The organism is Paenibacillus helianthi (genome assembly GCF_001909055.1).
GTDB classification, from domain to species: Bacteria; Bacillota; Bacilli; order Paenibacillales; family Paenibacillaceae; genus Paenibacillus_AQ; species Paenibacillus_AQ helianthi.
The window spans coordinates 12,435-35,919 of record NZ_LVWI01000049.1; the positions used below are offsets into that span (position 1 = coordinate 12,435).

Annotated in this window: 21 protein-coding genes and 4 pseudogenes; 3 read left to right on the forward strand and 22 right to left on the reverse strand. The window is 43.6% G+C overall.

Features of this window, described 5'->3' with window-relative positions; translation table 11 throughout:
• Positions 1 to 167: 167 nt before the first annotated feature.
• The 4 genes and pseudogenes from A3844_RS34020 to A3844_RS18615 all read right to left on the reverse strand — a co-directional run.
• Positions 168 to 326: pseudogene (locus A3844_RS34020) on the reverse strand (EcsC family protein); the annotation flags it as partial.
• 612 nt (positions 327 to 938) lie between these two features.
• Positions 939 to 1,598: a U32 family peptidase gene (locus A3844_RS34025; protein WP_425270614.1), complete on the reverse strand. Its 660-nt coding sequence runs from the start codon at positions 1,596 to 1,598 to the stop codon at positions 939 to 941.
• A 141-nt stretch (positions 1,599 to 1,739) separates the two neighbouring features.
• A pseudogene (locus A3844_RS34030) lies at positions 1,740 to 2,207 on the reverse strand (U32 family peptidase); the annotation flags it as partial.
• A 589-nt stretch (positions 2,208 to 2,796) separates the two neighbouring features.
• A complete protein-coding gene (locus A3844_RS18615; protein ID WP_074087059.1) occupies positions 2,797 to 3,741 on the reverse strand; it encodes an alpha/beta fold hydrolase in 945 nt (314 codons plus the stop codon).
• A gap of 100 nt (positions 3,742 to 3,841) precedes the next feature.
• Here A3844_RS18615 and A3844_RS18620 point away from each other — a divergent pair, with 100 nt between their 5' ends.
• A complete protein-coding gene (locus A3844_RS18620; protein ID WP_074100002.1) occupies positions 3,842 to 4,753 on the forward strand; it encodes a helix-turn-helix transcriptional regulator in 912 nt (303 codons plus the stop codon).
• A 514-nt stretch (positions 4,754 to 5,267) separates the two neighbouring features.
• Here A3844_RS18620 and A3844_RS18625 read toward each other — a convergent pair.
• Positions 5,268 to 5,650 (reverse strand): annotated as a pseudogene (locus A3844_RS18625) (EVE domain-containing protein); the annotation flags it as partial.
• Positions 5,651 to 5,759: 109 nt separating this feature from the next.
• On the opposite strand from A3844_RS18625, the gene A3844_RS33490 reads away from it, so the two are divergent.
• Positions 5,760 to 5,981 carry a flavodoxin domain-containing protein gene (locus tag A3844_RS33490; RefSeq protein ID WP_244169799.1) on the forward strand — a complete coding sequence of 74 codons (222 nt, stop codon included), beginning with the start codon at positions 5,760 to 5,762 and terminating at the stop codon, positions 5,979 to 5,981.
• Positions 5,982 to 6,133: 152 nt separating this feature from the next.
• Here A3844_RS33490 and A3844_RS18635 read toward each other — a convergent pair whose 3' ends face one another.
• From A3844_RS18635 to A3844_RS18690, 12 genes are all read right to left on the reverse strand, one after another.
• Positions 6,134 to 6,856, reverse strand: a complete 723-nt coding sequence (locus A3844_RS18635; RefSeq protein WP_074087056.1) for a type 1 glutamine amidotransferase family protein — start codon at positions 6,854 to 6,856, stop codon at positions 6,134 to 6,136.
• Positions 6,857 to 6,895: 39 nt separating this feature from the next.
• The gene (locus A3844_RS18640; RefSeq protein WP_074108182.1) at positions 6,896 to 7,789 is read right to left on the reverse strand and encodes a DUF2785 domain-containing protein; all 894 of its coding nucleotides are present in this window, start codon (positions 7,787 to 7,789) and stop codon (positions 6,896 to 6,898) included.
• Between the two features lie 94 nt (positions 7,790 to 7,883).
• Positions 7,884 to 8,804, reverse strand: a complete 921-nt coding sequence (locus tag A3844_RS18645) for a helix-turn-helix transcriptional regulator (RefSeq protein ID WP_074108183.1) — start codon at positions 8,802 to 8,804, stop codon at positions 7,884 to 7,886.
• Positions 8,805 to 8,855: 51 nt separating this feature from the next.
• On the reverse strand, positions 8,856 to 11,447 hold the full coding sequence (locus A3844_RS18650) for an FtsX-like permease family protein (RefSeq protein WP_074108184.1): 2,592 nt from the start codon (positions 11,445 to 11,447) through the stop codon (positions 8,856 to 8,858).
• The gene (locus A3844_RS18655; protein WP_074100000.1) at positions 11,444 to 12,127 is read right to left on the reverse strand and encodes an ABC transporter ATP-binding protein; all 684 of its coding nucleotides are present in this window, start codon (positions 12,125 to 12,127) and stop codon (positions 11,444 to 11,446) included. Before A3844_RS18655 ends, A3844_RS18650 begins: the two co-directional genes overlap by 4 nt.
• A 24-nt stretch (positions 12,128 to 12,151) precedes the next feature.
• On the reverse strand, positions 12,152 to 13,090 hold the full coding sequence (locus A3844_RS18660) for a VanZ family protein (protein WP_074087050.1): 939 nt from the start codon (positions 13,088 to 13,090) through the stop codon (positions 12,152 to 12,154).
• A 101-nt stretch (positions 13,091 to 13,191) separates the two neighbouring features.
• Positions 13,192 to 14,193, reverse strand: coding sequence for a sensor histidine kinase (locus A3844_RS18665; RefSeq protein ID WP_074087049.1), 1,002 nt, complete (start codon positions 14,191 to 14,193; stop codon positions 13,192 to 13,194).
• Complete coding sequence (locus tag A3844_RS18670) at positions 14,194 to 14,877, reverse strand: response regulator transcription factor (RefSeq protein ID WP_042141824.1); 684 nt, start codon at positions 14,875 to 14,877, stop codon at positions 14,194 to 14,196.
• 94 nt (positions 14,878 to 14,971) lie between these two features.
• Positions 14,972 to 17,215, reverse strand: a complete 2,244-nt coding sequence (locus A3844_RS18675) for a U32 family peptidase (RefSeq protein WP_074108185.1) — start codon at positions 17,213 to 17,215, stop codon at positions 14,972 to 14,974.
• Positions 17,216 to 17,384: 169 nt separating this feature from the next.
• Positions 17,385 to 18,041, reverse strand: a complete 657-nt coding sequence (locus A3844_RS18680; RefSeq protein ID WP_074108186.1) for a DsbA family protein — start codon at positions 18,039 to 18,041, stop codon at positions 17,385 to 17,387.
• Between the two features lie 29 nt (positions 18,042 to 18,070).
• Positions 18,071 to 18,715, reverse strand: coding sequence for an NAD(P)-dependent oxidoreductase (locus A3844_RS18685; RefSeq protein ID WP_074108187.1), 645 nt, complete (start codon positions 18,713 to 18,715; stop codon positions 18,071 to 18,073).
• Between the two features lie 36 nt (positions 18,716 to 18,751).
• Complete coding sequence (locus A3844_RS18690) at positions 18,752 to 19,411, reverse strand: SDR family NAD(P)-dependent oxidoreductase (RefSeq protein WP_074087043.1); 660 nt, start codon at positions 19,409 to 19,411, stop codon at positions 18,752 to 18,754.
• A gap of 196 nt (positions 19,412 to 19,607) precedes the next feature.
• On the opposite strand from A3844_RS18690, the gene A3844_RS18695 reads away from it, so the two are divergent.
• Positions 19,608 to 20,201, forward strand: a complete 594-nt coding sequence (locus A3844_RS18695) for a TetR/AcrR family transcriptional regulator (RefSeq protein ID WP_074087041.1) — start codon at positions 19,608 to 19,610, stop codon at positions 20,199 to 20,201.
• 104 nt (positions 20,202 to 20,305) lie between these two features.
• Here the strand turns inward: A3844_RS18695 and A3844_RS18700 are convergent.
• The 5 genes and pseudogenes from A3844_RS18700 to A3844_RS33140 form a co-directional block, all read right to left on the reverse strand.
• Positions 20,306 to 20,613, reverse strand: a pseudogene (locus A3844_RS18700) (hypothetical protein); the annotation flags it as partial.
• Between the two features lie 242 nt (positions 20,614 to 20,855).
• A complete protein-coding gene (locus A3844_RS34035) occupies positions 20,856 to 21,155 on the reverse strand; it encodes a DNA/RNA helicase domain-containing protein (protein WP_208619443.1) in 300 nt (99 codons plus the stop codon).
• Positions 21,121 to 21,351, reverse strand: coding sequence for an SRPBCC family protein (locus tag A3844_RS34040; RefSeq protein WP_074108188.1), 231 nt, complete (start codon positions 21,349 to 21,351; stop codon positions 21,121 to 21,123). Before A3844_RS34040 ends, A3844_RS34035 begins: the two co-directional genes overlap by 35 nt.
• A 251-nt stretch (positions 21,352 to 21,602) precedes the next feature.
• Entirely contained in the window at positions 21,603 to 22,229 is a 627-nt protein-coding gene (locus tag A3844_RS18720; RefSeq protein WP_074087040.1) for a DUF2306 domain-containing protein, read from the reverse strand.
• Between the two features lie 120 nt (positions 22,230 to 22,349).
• On the reverse strand, positions 22,350 to 23,399 hold the full coding sequence (locus A3844_RS33140) for a U32 family peptidase (protein WP_208619441.1): 1,050 nt from the start codon (positions 23,397 to 23,399) through the stop codon (positions 22,350 to 22,352).
• Positions 23,400 to 23,485: the final 86 nt, after the last annotated feature.

Genomic DNA, 23,485 nt, shown 5'->3' on the forward strand with positions numbered 1-23,485 from the left:
CCTAAAAATGGCCTGGTGGGCTTCTTGCGTTTAATGATCACTTTCACAATTTCAGGCCTCTGCTTCCCGCCCAAAAATTCGCCCTACTTATGATACGGTTCACCGTAACATCTATAGAATGAAATTGAAGGCCTCACTATTCCTTCATCCCTTAACTCTTTCGCTATTCACTCCGCACTCTTCCCGCCCTGCGCCAATCTCTCCAAAATCCTTCTTTTACGATACAGCATCCGCGCGGCCTCGGCTACCTCTTCCAGCGCTTTGCGGTTCGTATACGCACCGAAGAACATGCCCGCTACCGAGATGGCCTGGAACAGCTTCTTCCAGGGACACAAGGTAGAGCTGGGTTCAGAGATATCGTTAATTGATCTTTTGCTGCTGATACATAAGGATTTTAATCCTGGGCTGGAGATTGTGGTATTTGTTGTTAACTTGGAAGTTCGATGTTTTGGACCTAGTCTATCGTCCTTAAATTCGAAGGTTACTTCGATCCTAAGATTTCTACAACTAACCAATGTAGATTCAACGATAAGGGGATTTCTGCTGAAAAGCAGTCGGCCTCTCAAAAAGACTTTTCCTTACTTCTGACACGTTCACGCGATGGTTGAAGCGGCAAGTTTTAGAGCCGCCCAATACTGGGCGGCTCTTTCTTGTTCTTTTATGTTAGGCTGAACGATTAGCAAGGAAGACAGCGATATACGGGTCAGCAATACGAAAATCATTTCCACGATTAACCAACATGCAAAATTGATTATTTCGTTGATCGATTAGTCCAACACCAGAGAACAAATACTCTTTGTGTTCAATGACCAATCTGTACGCGGAATACCCCCATCGCAGAGTCTGCCGTCCGGGCATTTATGTACGCCATAATCTGACTGCTGCCGCTGTTGGTTTCGCCCCCGCCATCATATCGCCAGAACCATCCCTTTGGCTACCTACACAATCTCTTTATTAAAATGTCCTCTTGTGTCTGTTTCCTGATTAAAGACAGCATTTTTCATTGAGCCATTTAATTTACCTGACGCCATATTAATGACTTTCACAACCTGCTCTTTGGATTCAACTGTGAAGTTTAATCTGAGCGCCTCGATTCCTTTGATGTTTGGTAGCTCATCTAAAAGATTAAGCGTCTTCCCATTAAGGAGAGTCGTTGTACAATCATTATGGGAAATGATAGGGAACGATCCGTGCTCATCTTTTAACTCATAGCTCTTCGTTTTGCAAATTCTGCATTGATTCATTTTTTTCATCGGACAATATTTTGTAAACATCAAAGGAACCCTACCATATACAATCATTTCTAGTGCAGGATAGCCGTCATTTTCTTCATAATAAGCATTCATTAAATCTTCAATTTGGCTCTTATTCAATTCATAGGATAAAGTGACTCGTTTTGCACCTAATTTATATAATTCATAGCAACTAGTAGCATTAACAACATTTAGAGAATAGTCCGTAACAAACGGATTCGTTTCTCTGTAGTGATAAATTCCACCATATCCTCCGATGAGTAGCTGCCCTTCTTTTTCCTTATAATCAATCTGATTTCTTCTAACAACGTTTTTAAAATAGATCTCCTTAATTCCACAGCTCACGCAAGCATCGTACTGCTCCTTAGTCGTTACAGAGGCCGTAAGGTATGGTTCTTCAGGGGCAAAGCTTATTTTTTCTTTTGCTTCCAAAGCCTTGGTTCGTTTCTTTTGGCTGTTAAGCTTCAAGTCATATAAGCCCAGTACAATATCCCTTCTTGCTGCATTTAACAGTTTAGCTGGAATAAACGCATTGCATTCTTCATATTCCACATGATTAAGTTCGAATATCGTATCATTTAATCTTGAAAATTGCTTGATTACCTGGTCTTTCGTTGTTGGATTATTAATGGCTTCGCCTAGTATTTCCTCGCTTTCATATGAATAATTAAAGCCTAAGCCCTCCGCATCTATGAAAAGCTTTGAATCTGGACATGCATATACTCTAATATCTATAACCTTTGCATTTGTTGTCTGCAGTTCAAATGCTGCCAATGTCAACCGTCTACGTCGGATGTACTCAGATAACGATACTCCAGTAATATACGGAAACATTCTTTGAAAATGATAAGTAGAGCAACAGGCTCTCTGAGCTATTTCATCATATGAGATATTGTCCGCCAGATTTGCTTCGATATATTCCATGGCGCTAATCATCCTGTCCAACCAATCCATCGTTTTCCCTCCCTTCAAGATAAATTTTATCGGAGATAAGAAGTGAATGCCGTGCATTCTCTGCACAAAAAAGTCAGCAAAAAACTTGCCCCTACTTATGATACGGTTCACCGTATCATCTCTAACGCGAAATCATTTGTTGTTTTTTCTATGTATTTTTAATAGCGCGAAATCAAGAAGCACCCTCTTAGGGTGCCCTTATTGTCCTTCTATGTTTTGCTTGCTAAGCGACTCTATTCAGCATCATCGCGGCTTGCACTGTGTCAGCCGGTAGATTGCTAGGAATGTTGTTATACAAGTATTGTACCGCCGTGCACCGCGTGCGGCGGGATCGAGTCCACTTCTATCCAAGCGACGAAGTACTCGGAGATCAGACCCATGAGCCTGATCATGCCCCTTGCCCTCCTTCAACACGCTGACCACACCGTACGCCGCCCGCATGGCTCACGACCGCCACACCATTAGAAGACACGTACTAGCCCAACCGGGGTTGCGGTGCCCAATCAGTCACCTCAAAGACGGTGGCCGCGTCTCATTCCACCCTCCGGTCAAGCCGTAGGGCAGGCTCAGCCTTGAAACGCTCTTGGGACTAGATGGCATTCTGCTGTTCCAGCCATCTCAAAATCGCTTGGTTTGTTTCTTCCGGCTTTTCTTCCTGGATCCAATGACCGCAATCCAGATTGACCACTTCCACATAGGGCACGAACTTTGTCAGGTTTTCAGACTTCGCAACCACATCCCGGTCGCCGTAGATCATGAGGGTCGGCTGCTGGATGATTGGGTTCACTTTCGCCAATAACCGCCAGTTGCGGTCAAGGTTCCTGTACCAATTTATGCTGCCCGTGAATCCTGATGTTTCAAAAGCGGAGACGTAAACGGCCAGCTCACTTTCGCTCATTACGGGCTCACCGAGCGGTGTTTCTGCTCTGGCGAGATTGATCAACGCCATACCTGGCTCAGGTGCTCTGAGAGGCTCGTTCTTCCGGTACAGGTTGCGAAGGAACCTGTATGTATTGTCTTCGAATACGGCGTCCGCGACGCCTGGCTGTCGATTGAAGTGGACGAAATAGAAATCGCCGCCAAGTATTTCTTCCATGAACTCGATCCAGGGTTTTTCTCCGCGCTCTTGGTAAGGCAAGCTCAGATTTATCACTTTATTGACGCGGTTTGGATGCAACAAGGTCAGTCCCCAAACGACAAATGCACCCCAGTCATGACCGACAAAGGTAGCGTCCTCGTATCCATAGTGATCGAGAAGCGCGATGAGATCACCTGACAAGTGTTCAATGTCATAGTCTGTTACTTCGGGCGGACGGGATGAGTTGCTGTAACCCCGCTGGTTGGGGACGATGACATGGTAGCCCGCTGCGGCAAGGGCGGCCATCTGATGGCGCCAAGAAAAGGCATGCTCTGGCCAGCCGTGGCAGAGTACAATAGGTTTTCCAGCGTTTTCTCGGCCTGCTTCAAACACTTCGAGTTCCACACCATTGACTGAGATAAGGGTGGGCTTGGGAAAATCGGTTGGATTAAACATTAAATCAAAACCTCCTTCTTGTGATACATGTAGTATAATGGATAAACGGTGACATCTTATTGTCACCGTTCTGAATTCATGTAGAAAAAAGAGGGCAATTATGGACAAAGTGGAGAGACTCATTTCGATTATCATGATATTGCTGAGGAAAGAGATTGTTTCTACAACGGAATTCTCACAACTATTCCATGTTTCCAAAAGAACGATCCTTCGCGATATGGAAACATTGAGCTTATGTAACATCCCGATCTACTCTGTCATTGGCGTCAAAGGCGGCTACGGCATAATGGAGGAATACAAGGTCGATAAACGCCTTCTAAGCAGCTCCGATTTACAGAATATATTGGCTGCGCTCGGCGGATTGGAACAACTCCTCCTTACTGAAGAAGTGGAAAGAACGATAAAAAAAATAGAGGCAATGGTTAGTCCATTGTCTCTGAATCGTTCCATTCAACTGTCGTTTTATGATTGGGAAGGTCGGTCCGAGATTCTTGAAACCTTAAAGACATGTCAAGAATCCATATCAAAGAAAAGGCTGGTTTCGTTTGATTATACAGATAAAGACGGGGCTGTAACGGATAGAATGGTTGAGCCCTATGAGCTGCATTTTAGCGAATCGAGTTGGTACTTGAAAGGATTCTGTTTACATCGACAGGGGTCTCGAACATTCAAGTTATCCCGGATCGATCATATTACTATGGATGAACGCGCGTTTCATCCTAGAGACGATTGGTCTGAGCAAGGACACGAAGCAAGTTATCTACCGCAATTCGTCACGATTAAGGCATGGATATCGCCTAGCATAAAAGATCAAATCATCGAAAGGTATGGTCGACGAAGTATTGAAGACCATGGTTCTGGACTTTTATTAGCAACCATATATGTCCCTCAAAATTATTTGGGATTTCAACTTTTAGCAAGCTTTGGCACTCATCTAAAAGTTGTAGAGCCCAAAACCTATCTTGAAGACTTTCGAAATTATTTATATCAAATGGTGGAGAACTATTCCTGATAAAGGTCTTGTCTCGGCATATATGACCAATTCCACATGAGTTAGGTCTTAACGCGCTTCTTAATAGATTTAGCATTGAAGCTTCAACCCTCAACTCAACTTTCCGCTTTACCACTATTTGTGGTATGGTTCACCCAAACTAGCCATAAACAAATATTTCCGATCAAGGCCAAATATGCTATCTTATGCTATGCATTGAAACAACAGACTTAAAAATCAAAACGCTGAATCATCCTAATGCAACAAGCCATATTTACATTGTGGTAAACTATATTTCAAAGAGTAGGGTCCTGTCTGAACTCAATGAGCTACGACAAGGTGGCAACACTTCAGCACAAACTATTCAACTGTTTTGGCTACTATCATCCTTTATTTCTACGTATAAAGAGTTAGGTTTCCAAGCTCACATAACCTGCAGACCTTAAGAAACTTGAATTCCCAAAGCTATTATTGCAGCTATAAAAATTCCGCCCTACTTATGATACGGTTCCCCGCGCTGTCTGAAGAGACAAGTTCAAAAACATTCTATCTGCAAGCTTGGCTCAAGCATCGCACTGGCAATGATCAGAAAGTCCTCGCGTCCGATTTCAAAATGGCCGTAGCGGAAGGAATACCCCCAGTTTCGGTTCCGCGCGTAAAGCTAAGCTGCTCTAATAGATCTCTAATCTTTACTTCCTGGCATGATATATAGCTGATATTTCTGCGGAATGGCACAAACGATTCGGACATCGGATATTCGTAGACTCTATCATCAGCCACTTCTCCGATTGCTGTGAACGCTTGGAGTGGTTCACCTTTCGTGATTTCCGTGCGTGGGGAATAGTAGATCATCCAATCGCCTGGGCGCATTTTACGTAAAGACGCTGACTTGCCGTGACAGAGCTGGGCGAATCCCCCCATTTTTAACACAGGCCTCTCTAATATCACGGGAAAACTTGACCACATTTTGGTTACCGTTCGTTCTAGAGGAACAGATTCATATTCTAAATGACAAAGGATGAGTCAAATGGCAGTACTAGTTGTATATGCTACGAAAACAGGGGCAACAGAACAATGTATAAAAATTTTAGCAGAAGAGATTTCGGATTGTACCCTTTGTAATATAGAACTGGAGAAGCCTAATATCGGGGATTTTGATTACATCATTTTGGGTGCAGGAGTCAGGGACGGGAAAATATACAAACCCATTCGCGACTTTATCAAAAAAAATCATAATGAATTGCTTTAGAAAAGAATGGGATACTTCATTTGCAATGAGAAGCAAAAGGAGACAAAAGAAATAATAGACCGGAATATCCCCGCTGATCTGAGAGAAGCCGCTGTCTGCATTGAATCATTTGGCGGTTATAAGGCTTATGCTGCACCGAAAGAAGGTTCCGATCAACTGAAAGGAATTTTCTTGGATAAAATAAAAGCCTTTTCCGAAAAATTCAGGAAGAGCGTCTCAACCAATTTCTGAATCTTTGAGCGGGAAATTAAATATATAGGACCCATTGTTTCGATTTTGCCGTCCTTTACCCGTATAGCGCTCTCCTGTTCTGCCGCATAGACATCAATCTCTTCAGACAAGGGGAACAGGTAGCCTTGAACAAACGTGTCGTAGCCCCGTTTAGAATGAGATTCATAGGCAAATTGATCAAAGCCCATACCTTCATAAATAGTACCTGTTTCAACTTCATGGTCCGTGTCATTCAAGCTTAACCATTGAGCAGACATGTTTAGCGCACCGGCGCTGGCACCCAGTATAATGGCATTGCTGTTCTTAATAATGTCCGCTAATTCATAATCCGCCAAGAAATCCTTCTGCAAACCAGGATAACCGCCGCATAAAAAAATGACGGAAGCGTTCTGAATGAATCGCCGGGCATCTTCCTTCTGCATGCGGTAATCAATGAAATGATATTCATCAAAAATAATATTAGCCTGATTCAGCCATGTCCATTCAGAGATATCATCAAAGTTAATTGGCTCATCTGTATAACCAGACGGGTCAGCACTAATCATAACAAGCGATTGTCTGTCTTGTATATCCTCCTGCAAACAATGGACCAGCTTCTCCGGAAAAAATTCATTAAACCAACTGAAATAGTAGTGGGTACTCAAACTTAATTACCTCCATATGTATTATTTCTAGCGCACTTCTTAATTAGCCTCATTAAAACGGTTTAATTTAGCTTCAGCCGTCAGCATGGCGCCGTTAAGAATAAGATTATTTCCGTCATTCCGGACCCTTGTTCTGAAATACAGGCTGCGTACGAAATTTTTCCCGTTTACTCTGGCGATTCTCTGCGTGCGCGTATCCGGCCATTCCGTACACTTCGACAAGCAATGAATCCAGTCGGCAATCTCCTGCTGCGGAAGCAGTGCTTCGCTAATCATCGTGTCCACAATGCTGGCCATGCGCTCGTCTTCCTCCTCGTCAAAAATCCGCACACCGTTATGCAGCATCCCTTTAACCGCCTCCAGCACCTCGCGCTGCAACACATTATCGCTTTCCCGACAGCGGATCAGCTCCTCCAGGGCATCTGCCCCATGAGCCGCAGCATGAGCCCAGCCTTCGACTGCCAGATAACCGCGCAGGTCCTTCTCCTCCTGGTAGTAGCGAAGCAGCGAATGCTTTAGATGCTGGAACTCATCCGGAGTCAAGAATGGATTGTTCCTGTCCCGCTGCACAATAAGAGCGACAGGCAGAACCGAGAACGCCCTGGTAAGCACACTTTGGTCACCCTCGCTTCCAATCCGATAGAACAAATGCCGGTCATCCATTAGAACAGCCAAAAGTTTCCATATTTCCTCACAGGAGAACTTATTATCGCGCTTCAGCCATATGTAAAAAATCGAATAGATATGCTCACGGAGCACAGGCTCCGGATCGCCAATATGTCGCAGCATCAGACAGGTAAAGTCTTGTAACCTTTCTCCCTCACGCAGGATATAACGTTCCTCCTCCAATCTTTGCAGCTTCCGTATCAGTTCTGTTCGTGTGTCCTCCTTACCCCATTCATTGAAATCATCGTCCAAAATGCTGGCTTTCATTTAGTCGGTTCACTCCTAGCCTAGTTATAGCGGGCGGTATGTATTCTTTCCGCCGATATCCCCACTATAGAACACAATGACTGACACCAGGGCGTCAGTCATTGTAGGATAGAAGCATATTTTGCATATATTGCTGAAGCTCCGCCCGTAATTCACGAGGCTCCAGCAGCTCGCACTCCTTGCCGAAGCTTAGAATGAATTTCAGCAGGCCCTCCTCATGAGGAAAAGTATCCCTAACGAGATAGAAGCCATCTTCACCCCGGCTAATTTTCTCTTTCTGAAAGTACTCAGTAAGCTGCGCGCCAATTCGCGAAGTGAATCTGAGCACAACCTGTATGTCCCGCTGCGAATAGCTGTGCTCAATGACCTCGGCGATTCGGTCATCGGGCAGCTCTCTTTTTGCAAAAGGCGGTCCCTGCTTCAGTTGCTTGATCCGCACGAGCTTGAATCTGCGGTAGTCCTCTCTGACCCGGCAAAAACCTATCACGTACCAATGGCCGTGGCGAAAGTCAATCCAGCTTGGCTCTACCGTTCGCTCCAGGTATTCCATATCCCTGTTGATATAGTCGAACACCCGCAGCCTGTTATCCGTGATGGCCTTGCTTATGATCCCCATGTACTCTTTAATTTCCTGCTCCATGCTGAAATGGGACATATCCAGAGTCAGTTTGTGCTTACCTTGCTCCTGCTTATAGGTATGCTCAACCTTTAGCATGATGTCATTAAAAGCTTCGTTCCTGCCAAACAAGCCGTGTAAATTCTTCATTACAGCTACAAACGTATGAGCTTCATCCTGGTTTAAAAAGAGGCTGGTTATATTATAGCTGTCCATAATATAGTATCCTCCGCCCTTGCCGCTGGACGATGCAACCGGTATGCCGGCTTCTCCTATTTTTTCGATATCCCGGTAGATCGTCCGCAAGGATACCTCGAAATGCTCGGCAAGCTCCTTGCCCGTTACCGTACCTTTACCGGAGATGATCAGCAGCATGGAGAGCAATCGATTGACTCGCATGATTGTGTGTGACGTCGGGTAACGTCTCCTCCTCTGGGTGAAGTAAGTGAATCATATATTCTCTTGCTTTAATGCATCAATAATATTCTCCTTTTTTACTTTAGCTCCGGAATAAACAACCGCAGAGCTGACAATGACAAATACACACACAGTGACAGACAGAATGCTCATCCAGGGCAGGGTGAACCCATAGCTGAATTTGTTCGCAAATGCTTTATAGATTAGAACCATCACGGCGAAACTGACAGGAAGCCCATACAAGAGCGACTTGACCCCATAAAAAACACTCTCATAGTTCAGCATTTTTGCAAACCCCTTTGGCGTCGCGCCTACGGATTTCAGCATCGCAAATTCCCGTTTGCGAAGAGCCAGCCCTGTTGAGATCGTATTAAAGATGTTCGCAACGGAAATCGCAGAGATTAATACGATAAAACCGTAAGAAAAGACGTTCATCAGCAGAATCTGTTGTTCTTCGCTTATTCTGGATTGATATACATTGTAGACATTCAGATTGGTCTCATTCATCGCTTCAATTTCCTGCTGCGTTTTCACCGGTTCCGTGCTTTTCAAATGGAGGTACATCGAAGCGTTAGCCAGCTCCTCGCCGTCTGCCAGCCGATTCATGACGCGTTCCGACACGATCATATTTAACCCACCTACGCCTACCGGGCTCATCCCCATCGGTGCCTTATCCGTCAATGCGGCAAATATCACTTTATTTGCCTTCGTTTCTTCCCCGCTCTCATTAATAAAACTCGTTAGCTCGATATGTTGACCGATATTCGCATATATGGACTTCGTCTGAATATATTTCCCCGTATCTATATCTTTGTAATGAATCGTATCCATCACGATTGCGGCGGGATGATCCAGATCCGTAAGCTGTTCGTAATCTGCGCCAACCGCTCTGGCATAGGCTTGCAGGCTCGAATCATTCAGTGCATAGAGTTTAATTTCGTAAGGGTATTTCCCGTCTTGCAGCATACTCTTATCCTGCTTAACCTTCTCTTGCAACTCGTCGGCGATGCTTGCTGCATCGACCCAAGCGTTCCCGACTAACTCATGACTCACGTTGTATTCCGTGACGCCATCCAGAGATACAAGCGATTGCATCAACCGGTCATCTAGTCTTTTTCCATTACTGGACGACACTTCAATATCGTAATTGATGCCTTCCAGCGACAATGCCAGAGATTGTGTCAGGCCAGTCGTGAAAAACGATATCGTCAAAAACAAAACGATGCTGATGACAAGCGAAAAAAGAATAACATGATGTCTTCGTTTGTTCCTTTTTAAGTTTTTCAGCCCGATTTCTGCTTCGATTCCGAAGAGCTTACGAATGATCTTCGACGTCTTCACTGCTTTGGCCGTAAGCTTTACGTCAGTGGTTTGGCGAATCGCGTCCATGGGAGATACCCTAGATGCTTTAACCGCCGGGAGATACGCCGAAACGAAAATCGTCAGCATCGAAACAAGACAAGTAATCAAGAGCAATAACGGCGTGACGATAAGCCTCAGCTTTTCACTAGTCCATAATGCCCCTTCAATCATTGTGTTCATGAACGAAAAGGTGATTCCGATTCCGGCAAGACCGCATAAGATGCCAATGGGAATGCTGATCAAACCAATGACGATACCTTCAAAAAATACGGAATTTCGCTTCTGCCTTTTCGTCGCCCCCACGCTCGCGAGCATCCCTAAATGGCGGGAACGTTCCGAGACGGATATCGCAAAAGCGTTATAGATGAGCCCAACCGAGCCAATTATAATGGCCCCCATAATGATTGCCGATAATGAGAACATCATGCTGGATGAGGCTCCGCTGCTGGACAAGCCATAATAACGAAGCAAATCGTTATTATATTGGACAGTGTCAATTTGGTTTTTCTCAGCCAGCTTCTCCGCATGTGCGAACAAGAACGGATTGACCTGCTGCAAGACCACCGACGCATCGACCCGATCGCCCCCCCCGATGATATGATCATCGACATAGCTAATGATCGTATAACCCGGGGCCCAAGCCGTTTCCGACACCGGACGTTTAATGAAGCCTACCACCGTATAATCCCTAATTATGCTATGCTGTAATGTCTCGGTCAATGTGCCGTCTTCCCTGCGCAGCGGTTCCGTCTGATCCAGGGGATGATCGCCCCCTTGTTCGAATCGGTCGCCGACGCGAAGCGTTAGACGGTCGCCGATTTCGTACTTCACTTTGCCATTTGTTGCAACAGACTCGGAGATCACAACCTCCTTGTCCGTGTGCGGAAGACGCCCCTTGCTTATTTCAATCTGAAATTGTGTGAACCCTTGCACATCATATTCCTTAATGAACAAGTACGGCTTATTGGAATTTTGTCCCCCTTCTAATGGGGCATACCCAAGGTCTCTTGTGATTGCAACCGTTTTGGTTGCATCATCGCCCTGTATCGCCGCAAGCTGTTCCTTGGATATATCTTGATACTGAATATGCCACTCCCCTGTATCTGTGATAGTTTGTCTGATCATTAAATCCGCAAAGGAAAAAACAAGCGTAATGACAGCGGTCATCATGGATACCGAAATAATTACGCCAAGAATAGTCACAAGTGTTCGTCTCTTGTTCTGCTTCAGATGCCGGATGGTTAATGTATTGACAATATTCATCGCCTTATCACCTCGTCTTTGGCAATCCTCCCATCTTCGATTGAAATGATTCTGTCGGCTTGCAGGGCGATCCGTTCGTCATGCGTGATTACGATCAGTGTCTGATGATAGGTCTTATTCAGCATTTTCAATAAATCGACGATCTCGCTGCTATTCCTGCTGTCCAGATTCCCGGTGGGTTCGTCGGCCAGCATGATCGCAGGATTGCCGATGATCGCCCTGCCAATCGAGACACGCTGCTGCTGTCCGCCGGATAGCTGATTCGGCAGATGGTTTAATCGATGCTGCAAATTCAACGTATTCACAAGATCAGCCAATTGCTTTTGATCTACCTTTTGTTGATCCAGCAAGAGCGGCAGCGTAATATTCTCTTCCACCGTCAGGACGGGAATCAGATTGAAAAACTGGTAGATCAGCCCGATTTGCCTGCGTCTAAAGATGGCCAGCTGCGTTTCGTCCAAGGTATACATATCCGTATCCTGAACATACACTTTCCCGCCAGTCGGTCGATCCACACCGCCCAGCATATGAAGGAGTGTCGATTTTCCCGATCCGGAAGGTCCGATAATTGCGACGAATTCACCTTTTTGGACCGAAAAGGAAACATCATCAAGCGCCTTCACCGCCGATTCGCCTGTGCCGTATATTTTGGACAAATTTTCAATTGTTAAAATCTCCATTGTCATCCCCCCTTCCCTAGATGCTCAATTCCAGGTATATACCATCTCTCTATATCCAATATCCCAAAGGGTTTCATTCCCCTCAATGGTTATCTTAAGCTCATTAGCCCGGGTGAGATAAAGGATCCTCATATCCGGCTCATGGAGCTGATCTTCTGCAGATACAGACAGGAGCTCATGCCCGTCAACCGTAACCTTAATGCTGCCCTGAAAATCCTTATGATCAGGAATTCCATAATTCAAGCTAAGATACAGCTCTCCCTTATTGCCTAGCGAATACGTATATGTTTCCTTCTTTTTACCTTCGATGCCATACACATTATATTGGGGTGTCACGTCTTGACCGCCAATCTTAAGACTGTCCTGTTTGGTTCCCGTTAATCGATTTCCGTTACTATCTTTCCATTCGTTTATCGCTACAAAAGGGCCCACCTCTTTGGTGAACACTTGATCAACTACTCCGAAGACCCCCCACACGCCGAGCATTAAGACAGCACTTGCAATTCCCGTAGCAGCGATATTTCTCCAGTAGTTTTTTGTACGGAAGCCAATCTTGTACGCCCCGAATCCAATAGCAGCGCCCAATGAGTTCTGTATGACGTCGTTCGTGTCGAAGCTGCCGAGGAATGTTAGTGCCTGGATGGTCTCCACCACAAGAATGGACAGGATAAACCCTGTCATGAAGCGAACAAAGCTGGTGCGGTATAACAACGGAAACAGTATGCCAAAAGGTATGAAGGCTGCAAAGTTTCCAATACCCACCAAGTCCATCAGTGTCGGATGTAGAAGATCGGAAAGACCCGGCACCCTAAAAAAACCGTCCGGCAAAAAAATAAAGGTGTACTGACTGATTTGATCTACCTTATCCGCTCTGCCGAAAGCAAAAAGCATAAAATAAAGAATAATCAGGGTGTAGCCTATCGTGATAATAAAAGTAATCTTGCGCTGCTGCTTCACTTGCATGGTTGTACCTCCATCGTTCATCTGATGAATATCATTTTATCTGTCCAAAATGACTTTACAGTGACGTTGGAGGTGACAGTTCAGTCACTTACGGAGTGCTGTTAAATCACATGCTTATAAAATTTGATCCGAAACTCTGTACCAGTCCCGCTGTCGCTCGTTACATCAATCACGCCGTTCTGGCTTGCAATGATGCTGTGAGCCATCGCAAGCCCTATACCGATGCTTCCTTCATTAGCATTTTTTCCTTTATAAAAACGTTTGAAAATATAAGGCAAATCCTCTTTCGGAATGCCCTCTCCGTTGTCAGCAATAACGATTTCCGTAAATAGCACGTTGTCGGAAAATGTGATGGTAATCGCACCGCCCTCAGGTGTATGCTCCACTCCATTTTTCAAAATATTGATAACCGCTTCAGCAGTCCAATGGAAATCGCCGGCAAAAGAGACGCTGTCATCCCCTGTGATGGAAACGGTCTGTCCCTTAATATCCATCGGAATCATAACCGGCTCCAGTGCCTTTTGGATTAGGGTTTCCATGTGTATTCGATCTTTTTTGAACGGGATAGTTCCCGCTTCCATTTTCGCTAGCTTTAATAAGGATGAAACAAGCCAATCGATCCGTTCAAGCTGAATGCGAATATGATGGGTGAACTCCGTTCTTTTGCGTGGAGGCAGATCAGGGGCGCTTAACAGATCTGCCATGACTGTCATAGAGGTGATCGGTGTTTTGAGCTGATGTGAAATATCGGAGATGGCATCGGTCAGTTGAAGCTTATCCCGCTGCAATAGCGAACGATGCTCGGAGAGCATGCGTGTCACCTTGTAAATATCATTCTTTAAGATGCTAAGCTCACCTTCTTGATTATCGCGAGGGTCAAGGGAGGCCTGGCCGCTGCTAATCTCCCGCAAATAGACGGACAGCTTCTCTAGCTCGTAATATCTCCGTTTTGTGAATAATAAAGCTGTGCCGGTAAGCAGCACGGATACAATAATAACCAGGGCTGCGGCGACGGACGAAATGAAAGCAGCAATGACGATCGCCGATAAGCTGATCGAGCCCATGACGAGTAATAATATTTGATTTTCCCGATTGCGCAGCATCTAATCACCAACCTTATAGCCTAAACCGCGTACCGTTTTGATCAGAGCCGGCTGCTCTGGATTATCCTCCAGCTTTTCCCTTAGCCTTTTGATATAGACCGTTAACGTGTTGTCATTCACGAAGTCGCCGGCCACGTCCCAGATTTGCTCCAAGAGCTGATTCCTGGTGAGGACCTGTCCAACGTGGTTGCCAAAGATCAGCAATAAGCGGTATTCCAAGGCGGTTAGCGAAATTTCGGCACCGTTTTTATATACTTTGCCTTCCAGCGTATGGATGCGCACATTGTCAATGTCGATGACCGCTCCGGCGTGGGACAGCTTCTGGTATCTCCGCAAGACGGATTTGATCCTGGAGAGAAGCTCGCGAACCCGAAAAGGTTTGGTAATGTAATCATCGGCTCCCATATCGAGTCCCATCACGACATTGACCTCATCATCAATCACCGTTAAGAAAATGACCGGAATATCCCGTCGTTCCTTCACCATCTTGCATAATTCATAACCAGTTCCGTCTGGAAGCTGTAAATCGAACAGGCACAAAGTGAACTGATCGATGTCTTCGGCGAGCACCTTTCGGGCTGAAGCGGCATCATGGCAGAGAACGGTCCAATAACCCTCTTGCTGCAGCGAATATTCCAGTCCCGACGCGATCGTCTTATCATCTTCAACTAATAATATTTTCATCTGAAGGTCATCCTTATGATTGGATTGAATTGCACCTGTCCCAGATTTACTTGTAGTATTTCCCAAGATTTTGGACATTTAATGAATTCCACGACTACACAATCTCTTTATTAAAATGTCCTCTTGTGTCTGTTTCCTGATTAAAGACAGCATTATTCATTGAGCCATTTAATTTACCTGACGCCATATGAATGACTTTCACAACTTGCTCTTTAGATTCAACTGTGAAGTTTAATCTGAGCGCCTCGATTCCTTTGATGTTTGGCAGCTCATCCAGAAGATTAAGTGTCTTCCCATTAAGGAGCGTCGTTGTACAATCATTATGGGAAATGATAGGGAACGTTCCGTGCTCATCTTTTAACTCATAGCTCTTCGTTCTGCAAATTCTGCATTGATTCATTTTTTTCATCGGACAATATTTAGTAAACATCAAAGGAACCCTGCCATATACAATCATTTCCAGCGCAGGATAGCCGTCATTATCTTCAACATAGGCATTCCTTAAATCTTCAATTTGGCTCTTATTCAATTCATAAGATAAAGTGACTCGTTTTGCCCCTAATTTATATAATTCATAGCAACTAGTAGCATTAACAACATTTAGAGAATAGTCCGTAACAAACGGATTCGTGTCTCTGTAGTGATAAATTCCACCATATCCTCCAATGAGTAGCTGCCCTTCCTTTTCCTTATAATCAATCTGATTTCTTCTAACAACGTTTTTAAAATAGATTTCCTTAATTCCACAGCTTACGCAAGCCTCGTACTGCTCCTTAGTCGTTACAGAGGCGGTAAGGTATGGTTCTTCAGGGGCAAAGCTTATTTTTTCTTTTGCTTCCAAAGCCTTGGTTCGTTTCTTTTGGCTGTTAAGCTTCAAGTCATATAAGCCCAGTACAATATCCCTTCTTGCTGCATTTAACAGTTTAGCTGGAATAAACGCATTGCATTCTTCATATTCCACATGATTAAGTTCGAATATCGTATCATTTAATCTTGAAAATTGCTTGATTACCTGGTCTTTTGTTGTTGGATTATTAATGGCTTCGCCTAGTATTTCCTCGCTTTCATAGGAATAATTAAAGCCTAAGCCCTCCGCATCTATGACAAGCTTTGAATCTGGAGATGCATATACTCTAATATCGAGGTTAAACCGCTTAAATTCTTTTTCCAGTGATGATTCTAATTCTTTGTTATAGAAATAATCCTTCGTTTTATATACTAAATCTCCCTTAGACACCTTTTCTTTGATTTTGATATAGCAGACATCGTCTGCTTTGTTGATTAATTCGCCCTCTTTATCGTACAGTTTTGCAACAGCTAAATTAACATCTTCATTGTTGTGACTTATTCTGATTGTATCGTTTTGATTTAAAGGACGTGTAAGTGTTATTTCATATCTATCTTTAACAATCTTGCTGATGGTTCCAATTTCATAACCAAAGTTATTAGGTCTTACGATATTTGTAATATTTTTCTTATCTTCGTGAAACAAATACCCTTTAGTAAATGTTCTATTGAACGTTTTTTTCAGATTTTCTTTATCTGCTTCGGTTATTTTATGATCTAAGGCCATGCGATATTTGGATACAACATTAGCAACATACGTAGGCACTTTCATTCGACCTTCTATTTTTAAAGAATCGATTTCTTTTAAATCATGGATATAATCGATTGTGTTTAAGTCCTTAGTAGATAGAATATAGTTTTTCCCTAAAGACGTATCTGTTGTCTTATCCATTAGTTCATACTCCTTACGGCATGAACCCACACATCTTCCGCGATTTGCGCATCGATAGCCGATTAATCCTGACATTAGACAGTTTCCCGAGTAAGATACACATAAAGCACCGTGAACGAAAATTTCTAAAGGTATCTCAGCTATTCTTTTGATCTCTTTTACTTTTTCAATCTCAACCTCACGGGACAGAACCACTCTTTTAGCACCAAGTTCTTTGAATAATAAAGTTCCGTCTAAATCGTCTATCCCCATTTGAGTTGAACAATGTGCTTCCATATCAAGAAAGTTTTTAACGATATAATCGAAAGCAGTCAGGTCCTGGACGATAATGCCATCCACACCGATTTTATTTAATTCGTCTATCTGCTCTTTCATCTCTTCAACTTCGTTTTCAAAAACGATGGTATTCATTGTAACATAGAGTTTAACGTCCCTCAGATGCGCATACGTAACAGCCTCTTGTAACGATTCAAAATCAAAATTAGATGAATATGCACGTGCCCCAAATTTTTGCATTCCTAAGTATATTGCATCACAACCATTAGAAATTGCAGCTTTTAAAGCCTCCATATTTCCTGCTGGAGCTAGTAATTCAGTCATTTTTTCCTCCTTGTGACTCATAAGTTACACGCCAGTCAAACTCAGCACCATTGATCATAAAATAAGAACTACACTTAAGCTACGGCAAAAAGCACAAACCAATGGTTTGTGCTTTTGCATTCTTTCTTTGTCACTCGGCTCTCCTCTTGATGATTCGTGCGAGGCTTATTTATTGAGCTGCTTGGTTAAGGGCGCTTAAGAATATCTCAATGGGTTGTGCGCCGGAAATTGCATATTTTCTATCAATGACAAAGAAAGGGGCTCCTGTTATTCCCAACTGTTTTGCTGTGGCTTCATCTGAACGTACTTCGTTAGCATATTTGGATGGATCCTGGAGAACTGCCATTGACTCGTCCCTATTCATACCAATTGATTCTGCAATATCTGCTAATGTATCATGATCGCTAATCAGCTTGGCTTCCGTGTAATAGGAATAGAACAGCTTCTCGGATAATTCCTTATCTTTACCAACCGATTTGGCATATTGGGTTAGACGATGAGCATCAAACGTATTGGTGGGCTTCATTTGGTCGAAATTATACACCAGACCCATCATCGCCGCTTGTTGTCCAAGCTTAGCATTTGCCTCTTTCGCTTGCTCGATACTCATACCATGTTTCTCAGAAAGGATTTGATGCATATTTTTGCCTGAGTACATGGACCCTTGCGGGTTAAGTTCAAAGCTTCTATATTCAATCACCACTTCATTCTGATGAGCGAATTGCTCCAGTGCAGACTCCAATCGTCGTTTACCAATATAACAAAATGGACAAACATAATCTGACCATATCTCGATTTTGATTTTGAATCCTCCTTCACTAACCACTAACCGGTGAATACTGCATTTTTTCGAGCTTATTTGTTATAGACGATAGGCATTTTTCTAATCAATTGGTTGTCACGGGTGGCAGCGTACATGATTTCGGCAACATTTTCCCTGGAAACCGATAATTTAGCCGATTTATCTCCGAATGAATAGTCATAAGATTGCCCTTTGTGTTTAACATTGGGGTTAATAATTCGGACAACTGTCCAATCAAGGTTCGATTGTTTAATAATTCCTTCCATTTTCTTCATCTCTGCATACCCGTTTGGAAGGAACACTTTGGCCATCACACCTGGAAGTATCGTCGAAATATTTTTCTTATCGTCATCTGATTGTAAAGCCGGCGTTGCAAGTGTAATTAACCTTGTTTTGTTAAGTTTCTTCATAGCCCTAATCATCAGTTCGTGTCCGTCCGCAATCGGCGTGCCTTTAAGCTTTCGTGACATATCGGATGCTGGTCCTAGTGTGCTGATTACGACATCTGATTTAGCAACAGCCTCTTCGATGGTAGAAGCATTCGAAAGTTCCCCTTGTACAAGGCTCAAATTGGGATGTTTGAGGCTGATTTTGTGGGGGTTTCTAACATATGCCGTAACGAAATCTCCGTGATCTAGAGCTAATTGTGTTAGCAGCTGTCCGATTGCACCACTTGCACCAAAAATGGTGATATTCATTTTCTTGAATTATCTCCTTCATCTAAATTATTCAAATCACACGCGGTCTTCAGTTATAAATTCTTCTACTCTGTCTCTTTTGGTGTACATGTCGTACCAAATATCAGCGATTTTGTCTTGAACTCCTGAGTTCGGCTGCATCCAAATTCCGATCGAAAGGTGACCCGCATACACACCTTTGTCCGCTAATTCGCTGTTCAAATTAAAGATATAATTACGAAGTCCTGAAATTGCAATTCCGACATTCCCCATCATCGGTACCGGGTGGATTGCAGCGCCTCCAGTAGTAAATAATAAGGCCCCGCTTTGCTTATCCAGCATTTCCGGCAGCACTTGCCGAATACTGGATAACGCACCTAAAACATTAAATTGAAATTGGTATAACGCATTTTCTTCTGTTACTTCTAATGATGGCGCTACGGTGTGGATGCTCGGCGTTGGACTGTATTCAAGAACATCAATAAATCCGTATTTCTCTTTAATAGCGGCGAAGGCCCTCTCGATTTCTTCTTTATTTAATATGTCCGCTTGAAATGGAGCAGCTTCAATTCCCAATTGTTCTAATTCACTAACCAGCTGGTTCAACTTATCTTCATTTCGGGCAATAAGAGCTACGCGAAAGCCGTTTTGTCCGAATTTCTTCGCAATGGACATTCCTAAACCTGCTCCTGCTCCAACAATGGCTATAGTTTTCATTTGATATCTCCCTTTTAATTAGAATTAATGGTCAATAAAATAAATAATGGTCAGTGTGTTGTATATTTATCTTGTGTTTATTATGATTAATAAAAGGTCAGCATTCAATATTTAATATTTCTGATTTTGAGAGATAAAATGCAATTTCAGCTCAAATGTCGTATATCTAACAAAAAAATTAAGGGAATGAGCCATAATGAACAAAAAAACCGATTTGCGTATCATTCGCTCCAAACATTCGATCAAAAAGGCGTTTATAGAGCTTCTTACGGAAAAGGGATACGAAGGAATTACGATTCAAGATATTGCCGATAAAGCGATGATTAACCGGAATACATTTTACCTTCATTATCAGAACAAACCCGATTTATTAAATGCATCTATGGACGAATTAATAGAAGAACTAAAGAGTACACTCAAGCAATGCTCAAGCAGCAAAACTCCTGTAAGCGGTTCTATGCTTGAACAACTAATGCAAACCATCCTGGAGAAAATTCAGGACAATATCCCTTTTTACAAAGCATTGTTACTGGATGAGAATAGAATTCATGGTTTTCAAGCAAAAATGGAGGAAATTATAAAAAACACAGTGGAGGTTGGCTTGGATAATACTCCATTGAAGATTTCAAAGGAATTATTACTCCAATATATTGCATCTACTTTTATGGGCATTGTAGTGTGGTGGGTTAAAAATGATTTTTCCTATACTCCAAAGGAACTTGCATCTCAATTTGGTAAAATTCTAACTCACGGACATTTAAAAGCCGCAGGTATTTCAATCAATGATTAAAGTGATAAAATCTTACGTACAGTCGCTGAGGCTAACGGTTCAATCAACCCCGTACAACTTATTCATATGTTTAATATGAGAAATTCCCCAATCATTTAATACCTGTAGATGACAATGTAGCCCTTTTCCAGATGGTGAACTGCCCTTAGCCTGATGTATGGTTCAGCGACCACGAAGCATTAAGCTGTTAACAACCGTCGCGAGTGTCCCGATATTGTCAGCCTCTGCTCTTTCTATGCCCCAGCTCTCCGCCATATTCCCCCGACAAATATTCCCCGCCACCTATAACTAATGATACCTCGACTCCCAGGTTCACAACGGACAGAATTTCGTTCGCAAACTCTCTGCTGCGGTAACCGTGAACTCTTCGTCCTGGGGTAAATCGTAGGCAGATTTTCACATTTAGAATCAGTTAGTTTATCCCTGCCTTATACGACCAACATTCCGGTTCATCAGATGCCGTACAACCCTGCTATAGATTATTTTCTTGAACGGGCTGAGCCCTTGCGGATGAGCGGAGAAAAATGCATCGGGGCTGTCGTATATTCCGAAATCCTGAACGATTCCTTCTTTTTGCACATAGGTATCATTTTCGTTCCAGCCCCGCAAAAATTAAATAGGTTGCCTTCTGCAGCTTGTGCAGTTTGATCGTCCTCATCTCCGTTTGGAATATAAATAACCATTCCTTGACGTGCTCTTGTCATTAGAACTCGAAGCATTAATTAGATATATCTGTGCATCAGTTTTGGATACATTATTCCAGTTAGTTTCGGAGAAATTCTTAAAAGACCAGCTACCCTCAGTTAATCTTAGATCAGCATCCCATGCAAGGCATGTCCAATCTAATTCTAAACCCTGGACATCAAATTCAGTTGCAACATCTTCAAGGCAGTACGATAAGCGAATATCCTCTTTATCGTTAAGAAAGGGGGGGTGATATGACGAACGTATCAGGGCCGGGCTCCAACCCGAGCAGGAATAGCTCTAATCGACCTAGGTAGTAATTCCATCCGGCCCGATGCATACGTCTGCGCGTAACCGGCAAACCGTCGTGCGTTAAGATCAGTTGAGTTCCGTTGCTCTGCTCTCGTAATTGAATCTCAGCCGTGCTGGAACCTGACGGAAACGAGTCCGATCCGGTCAGCCCCATCGCTAGACGTCCCCAATCGCATAGGTTTGGCCGCTAGCCATACTTCCTTCAAAGTCCACTTCCGTATCCTCCGTTTGAGCGCTCCTCTCCCTTTTCTTTCGTCCAGTCGAGACGCTTTTCCTCCTATACTCGCTTTTCATCGTGGAACCTGCGTCATTGGGGCGCGGCACGAACACATTCCACCGTACGCAAAATAAAACCGCGCCATGGATGCGCGGTTTTACGGATTATTTTGGCATGGCAGTTGTGAATCATTGTCGCTGCCGCAACCTCATTCTGGAAATCACAGCTTCTATGACGAGCAGATTAGGAATCCAACAGACCCAAGCGACAACCCGAAAGGCCACCTCGAAATCGCCAAACAGAAGAGCCAGCGGAGCTAACCAGATACGAAGCGTGACAGCTGCAAAAGTAAGCGCATAACTGCGAAGCATCCATGCTTTATGAGCTTGGATGTCTTTGGCCATAATTTTTCTCGTTGCAGTAAGCGTCGTCGCAACCCACAATACATCGAGCGACATGAACCCAAGCCCGGCAATCCAACCTCCTGTGGCAATAAGGGATAAATATACACTCACGATCCCACTAACTGTAATTGAAAGAACATATCCATACCCCAATAGGCGATGCCAACGTTTCCTAGCATTCGTTGGCTTCATATATAGTTGAAAGGGTCCTATGATCAAGGCAAATATCGCGGTAAAAATATGGATGTATAGTACATATATCCATGGTTTGAGTTCAAAATTCGGCTTTTGCAATTTGAAAGAAGCAAGTCCTGCATCACTAGCTTTAAGCACGCCATACTGAACAATTGCGTATCCGGCAATCGAAAATGCGAGAATGAGAACGAGAGCCCGAATCATCTTATTTCTCATATGAATGTCCTCCTCCGTTGGTGCACCGTGAAGCTATTGCCCCTTTAAACCCTATGGCTAAAGGGTTAATACCGATCTTCTCGATTGAGGCACCAGCTAGGGTCGAAAGGGACGCAAAATTCACCACTTGTTCTGGTCAAGTTTTCTGCCATACTTTTGATGCAAACGGATCTTCGCTTCCTCCCAGCTCGGAATAGTATCGGCATCCCAGTGGACGGCCTCCACTTCATCGCCAATTCGGCGTGCGATCCGCATGGCCTTGGCGTGATTGCCGTGATTGCGGTATTCCAGCATGCGATCCTTGTTCTCCCATACCGACATCGTCCAGCCTACTCTCCAACTGTCGCGTGTAAGGTCGGAATGCAGCAATCCGGCAGCCCTATTCAGTTGCTTCGTTGACCGGACGATGTGGTAAATAAAAAACGGAAGGACCCACATGCCCTTTACTCGCACCCGTGTCACTGAAATCAACAACGAAATCGCCCCTTCCACGAAACACCCATTTTCGGTTGCCATATGAATGACTTTCACAACCTGCTCTTTAGATTCAACTGTGAAGTTTAATCTGAGCGCCTCGATTCCTTTGATGTTTGGCAGCTCATCTAGCAGATTAAGCGTCTTCCCATTAAGAATAGTCGCTGTACAATCCTCATGGGAAAGGATAGGGAACGTTCCTTGCTCATCTTTTAACTCATAGCTCTTCGTTCTGCAAATTCTGCATTGATTCATTTTTCTCATCGGACAATATTTGGTGAACATCAAAGGAGCCTTGCCATACACAATCATTTCCAGTGCAGGATAGCCGTCATTTGCTTCAACATAGGCAATCAATACATCTTCAATTTGGCTCTTATTCATTTCATAAGATAAAGTGACTCGCTTGGCACCTAATTTATATAGTTCATAGCAGCTAGTAGCATTAATCACATTTAGAGAATAGTCCGTAACAAACGGATTGGTTCCTCGGTAGTGATGAATTCCGCCATATCCTCCGATCAGCAGCTGCCCTTCTTTTTCCTGATAATCATTCTGGTTTCTTCTAACCACATTGTCAAAATAGATTTCCTTAATTCCACAGCTCACGCAAGCATCATACTGTTCCTTAGTCGTTACAGAAGCCGTGAGGTATGGTTGTACAGGGGCAAAGCTTATTTTTTCTTTGGCTTCCACAGCCTTGGTTCTTTTCTTCTGGCTGTTAAGCTTTAAATCATATAAGCCCAGTACAATTTCTCTTCTTGCTGCATTTAACAGTTTGG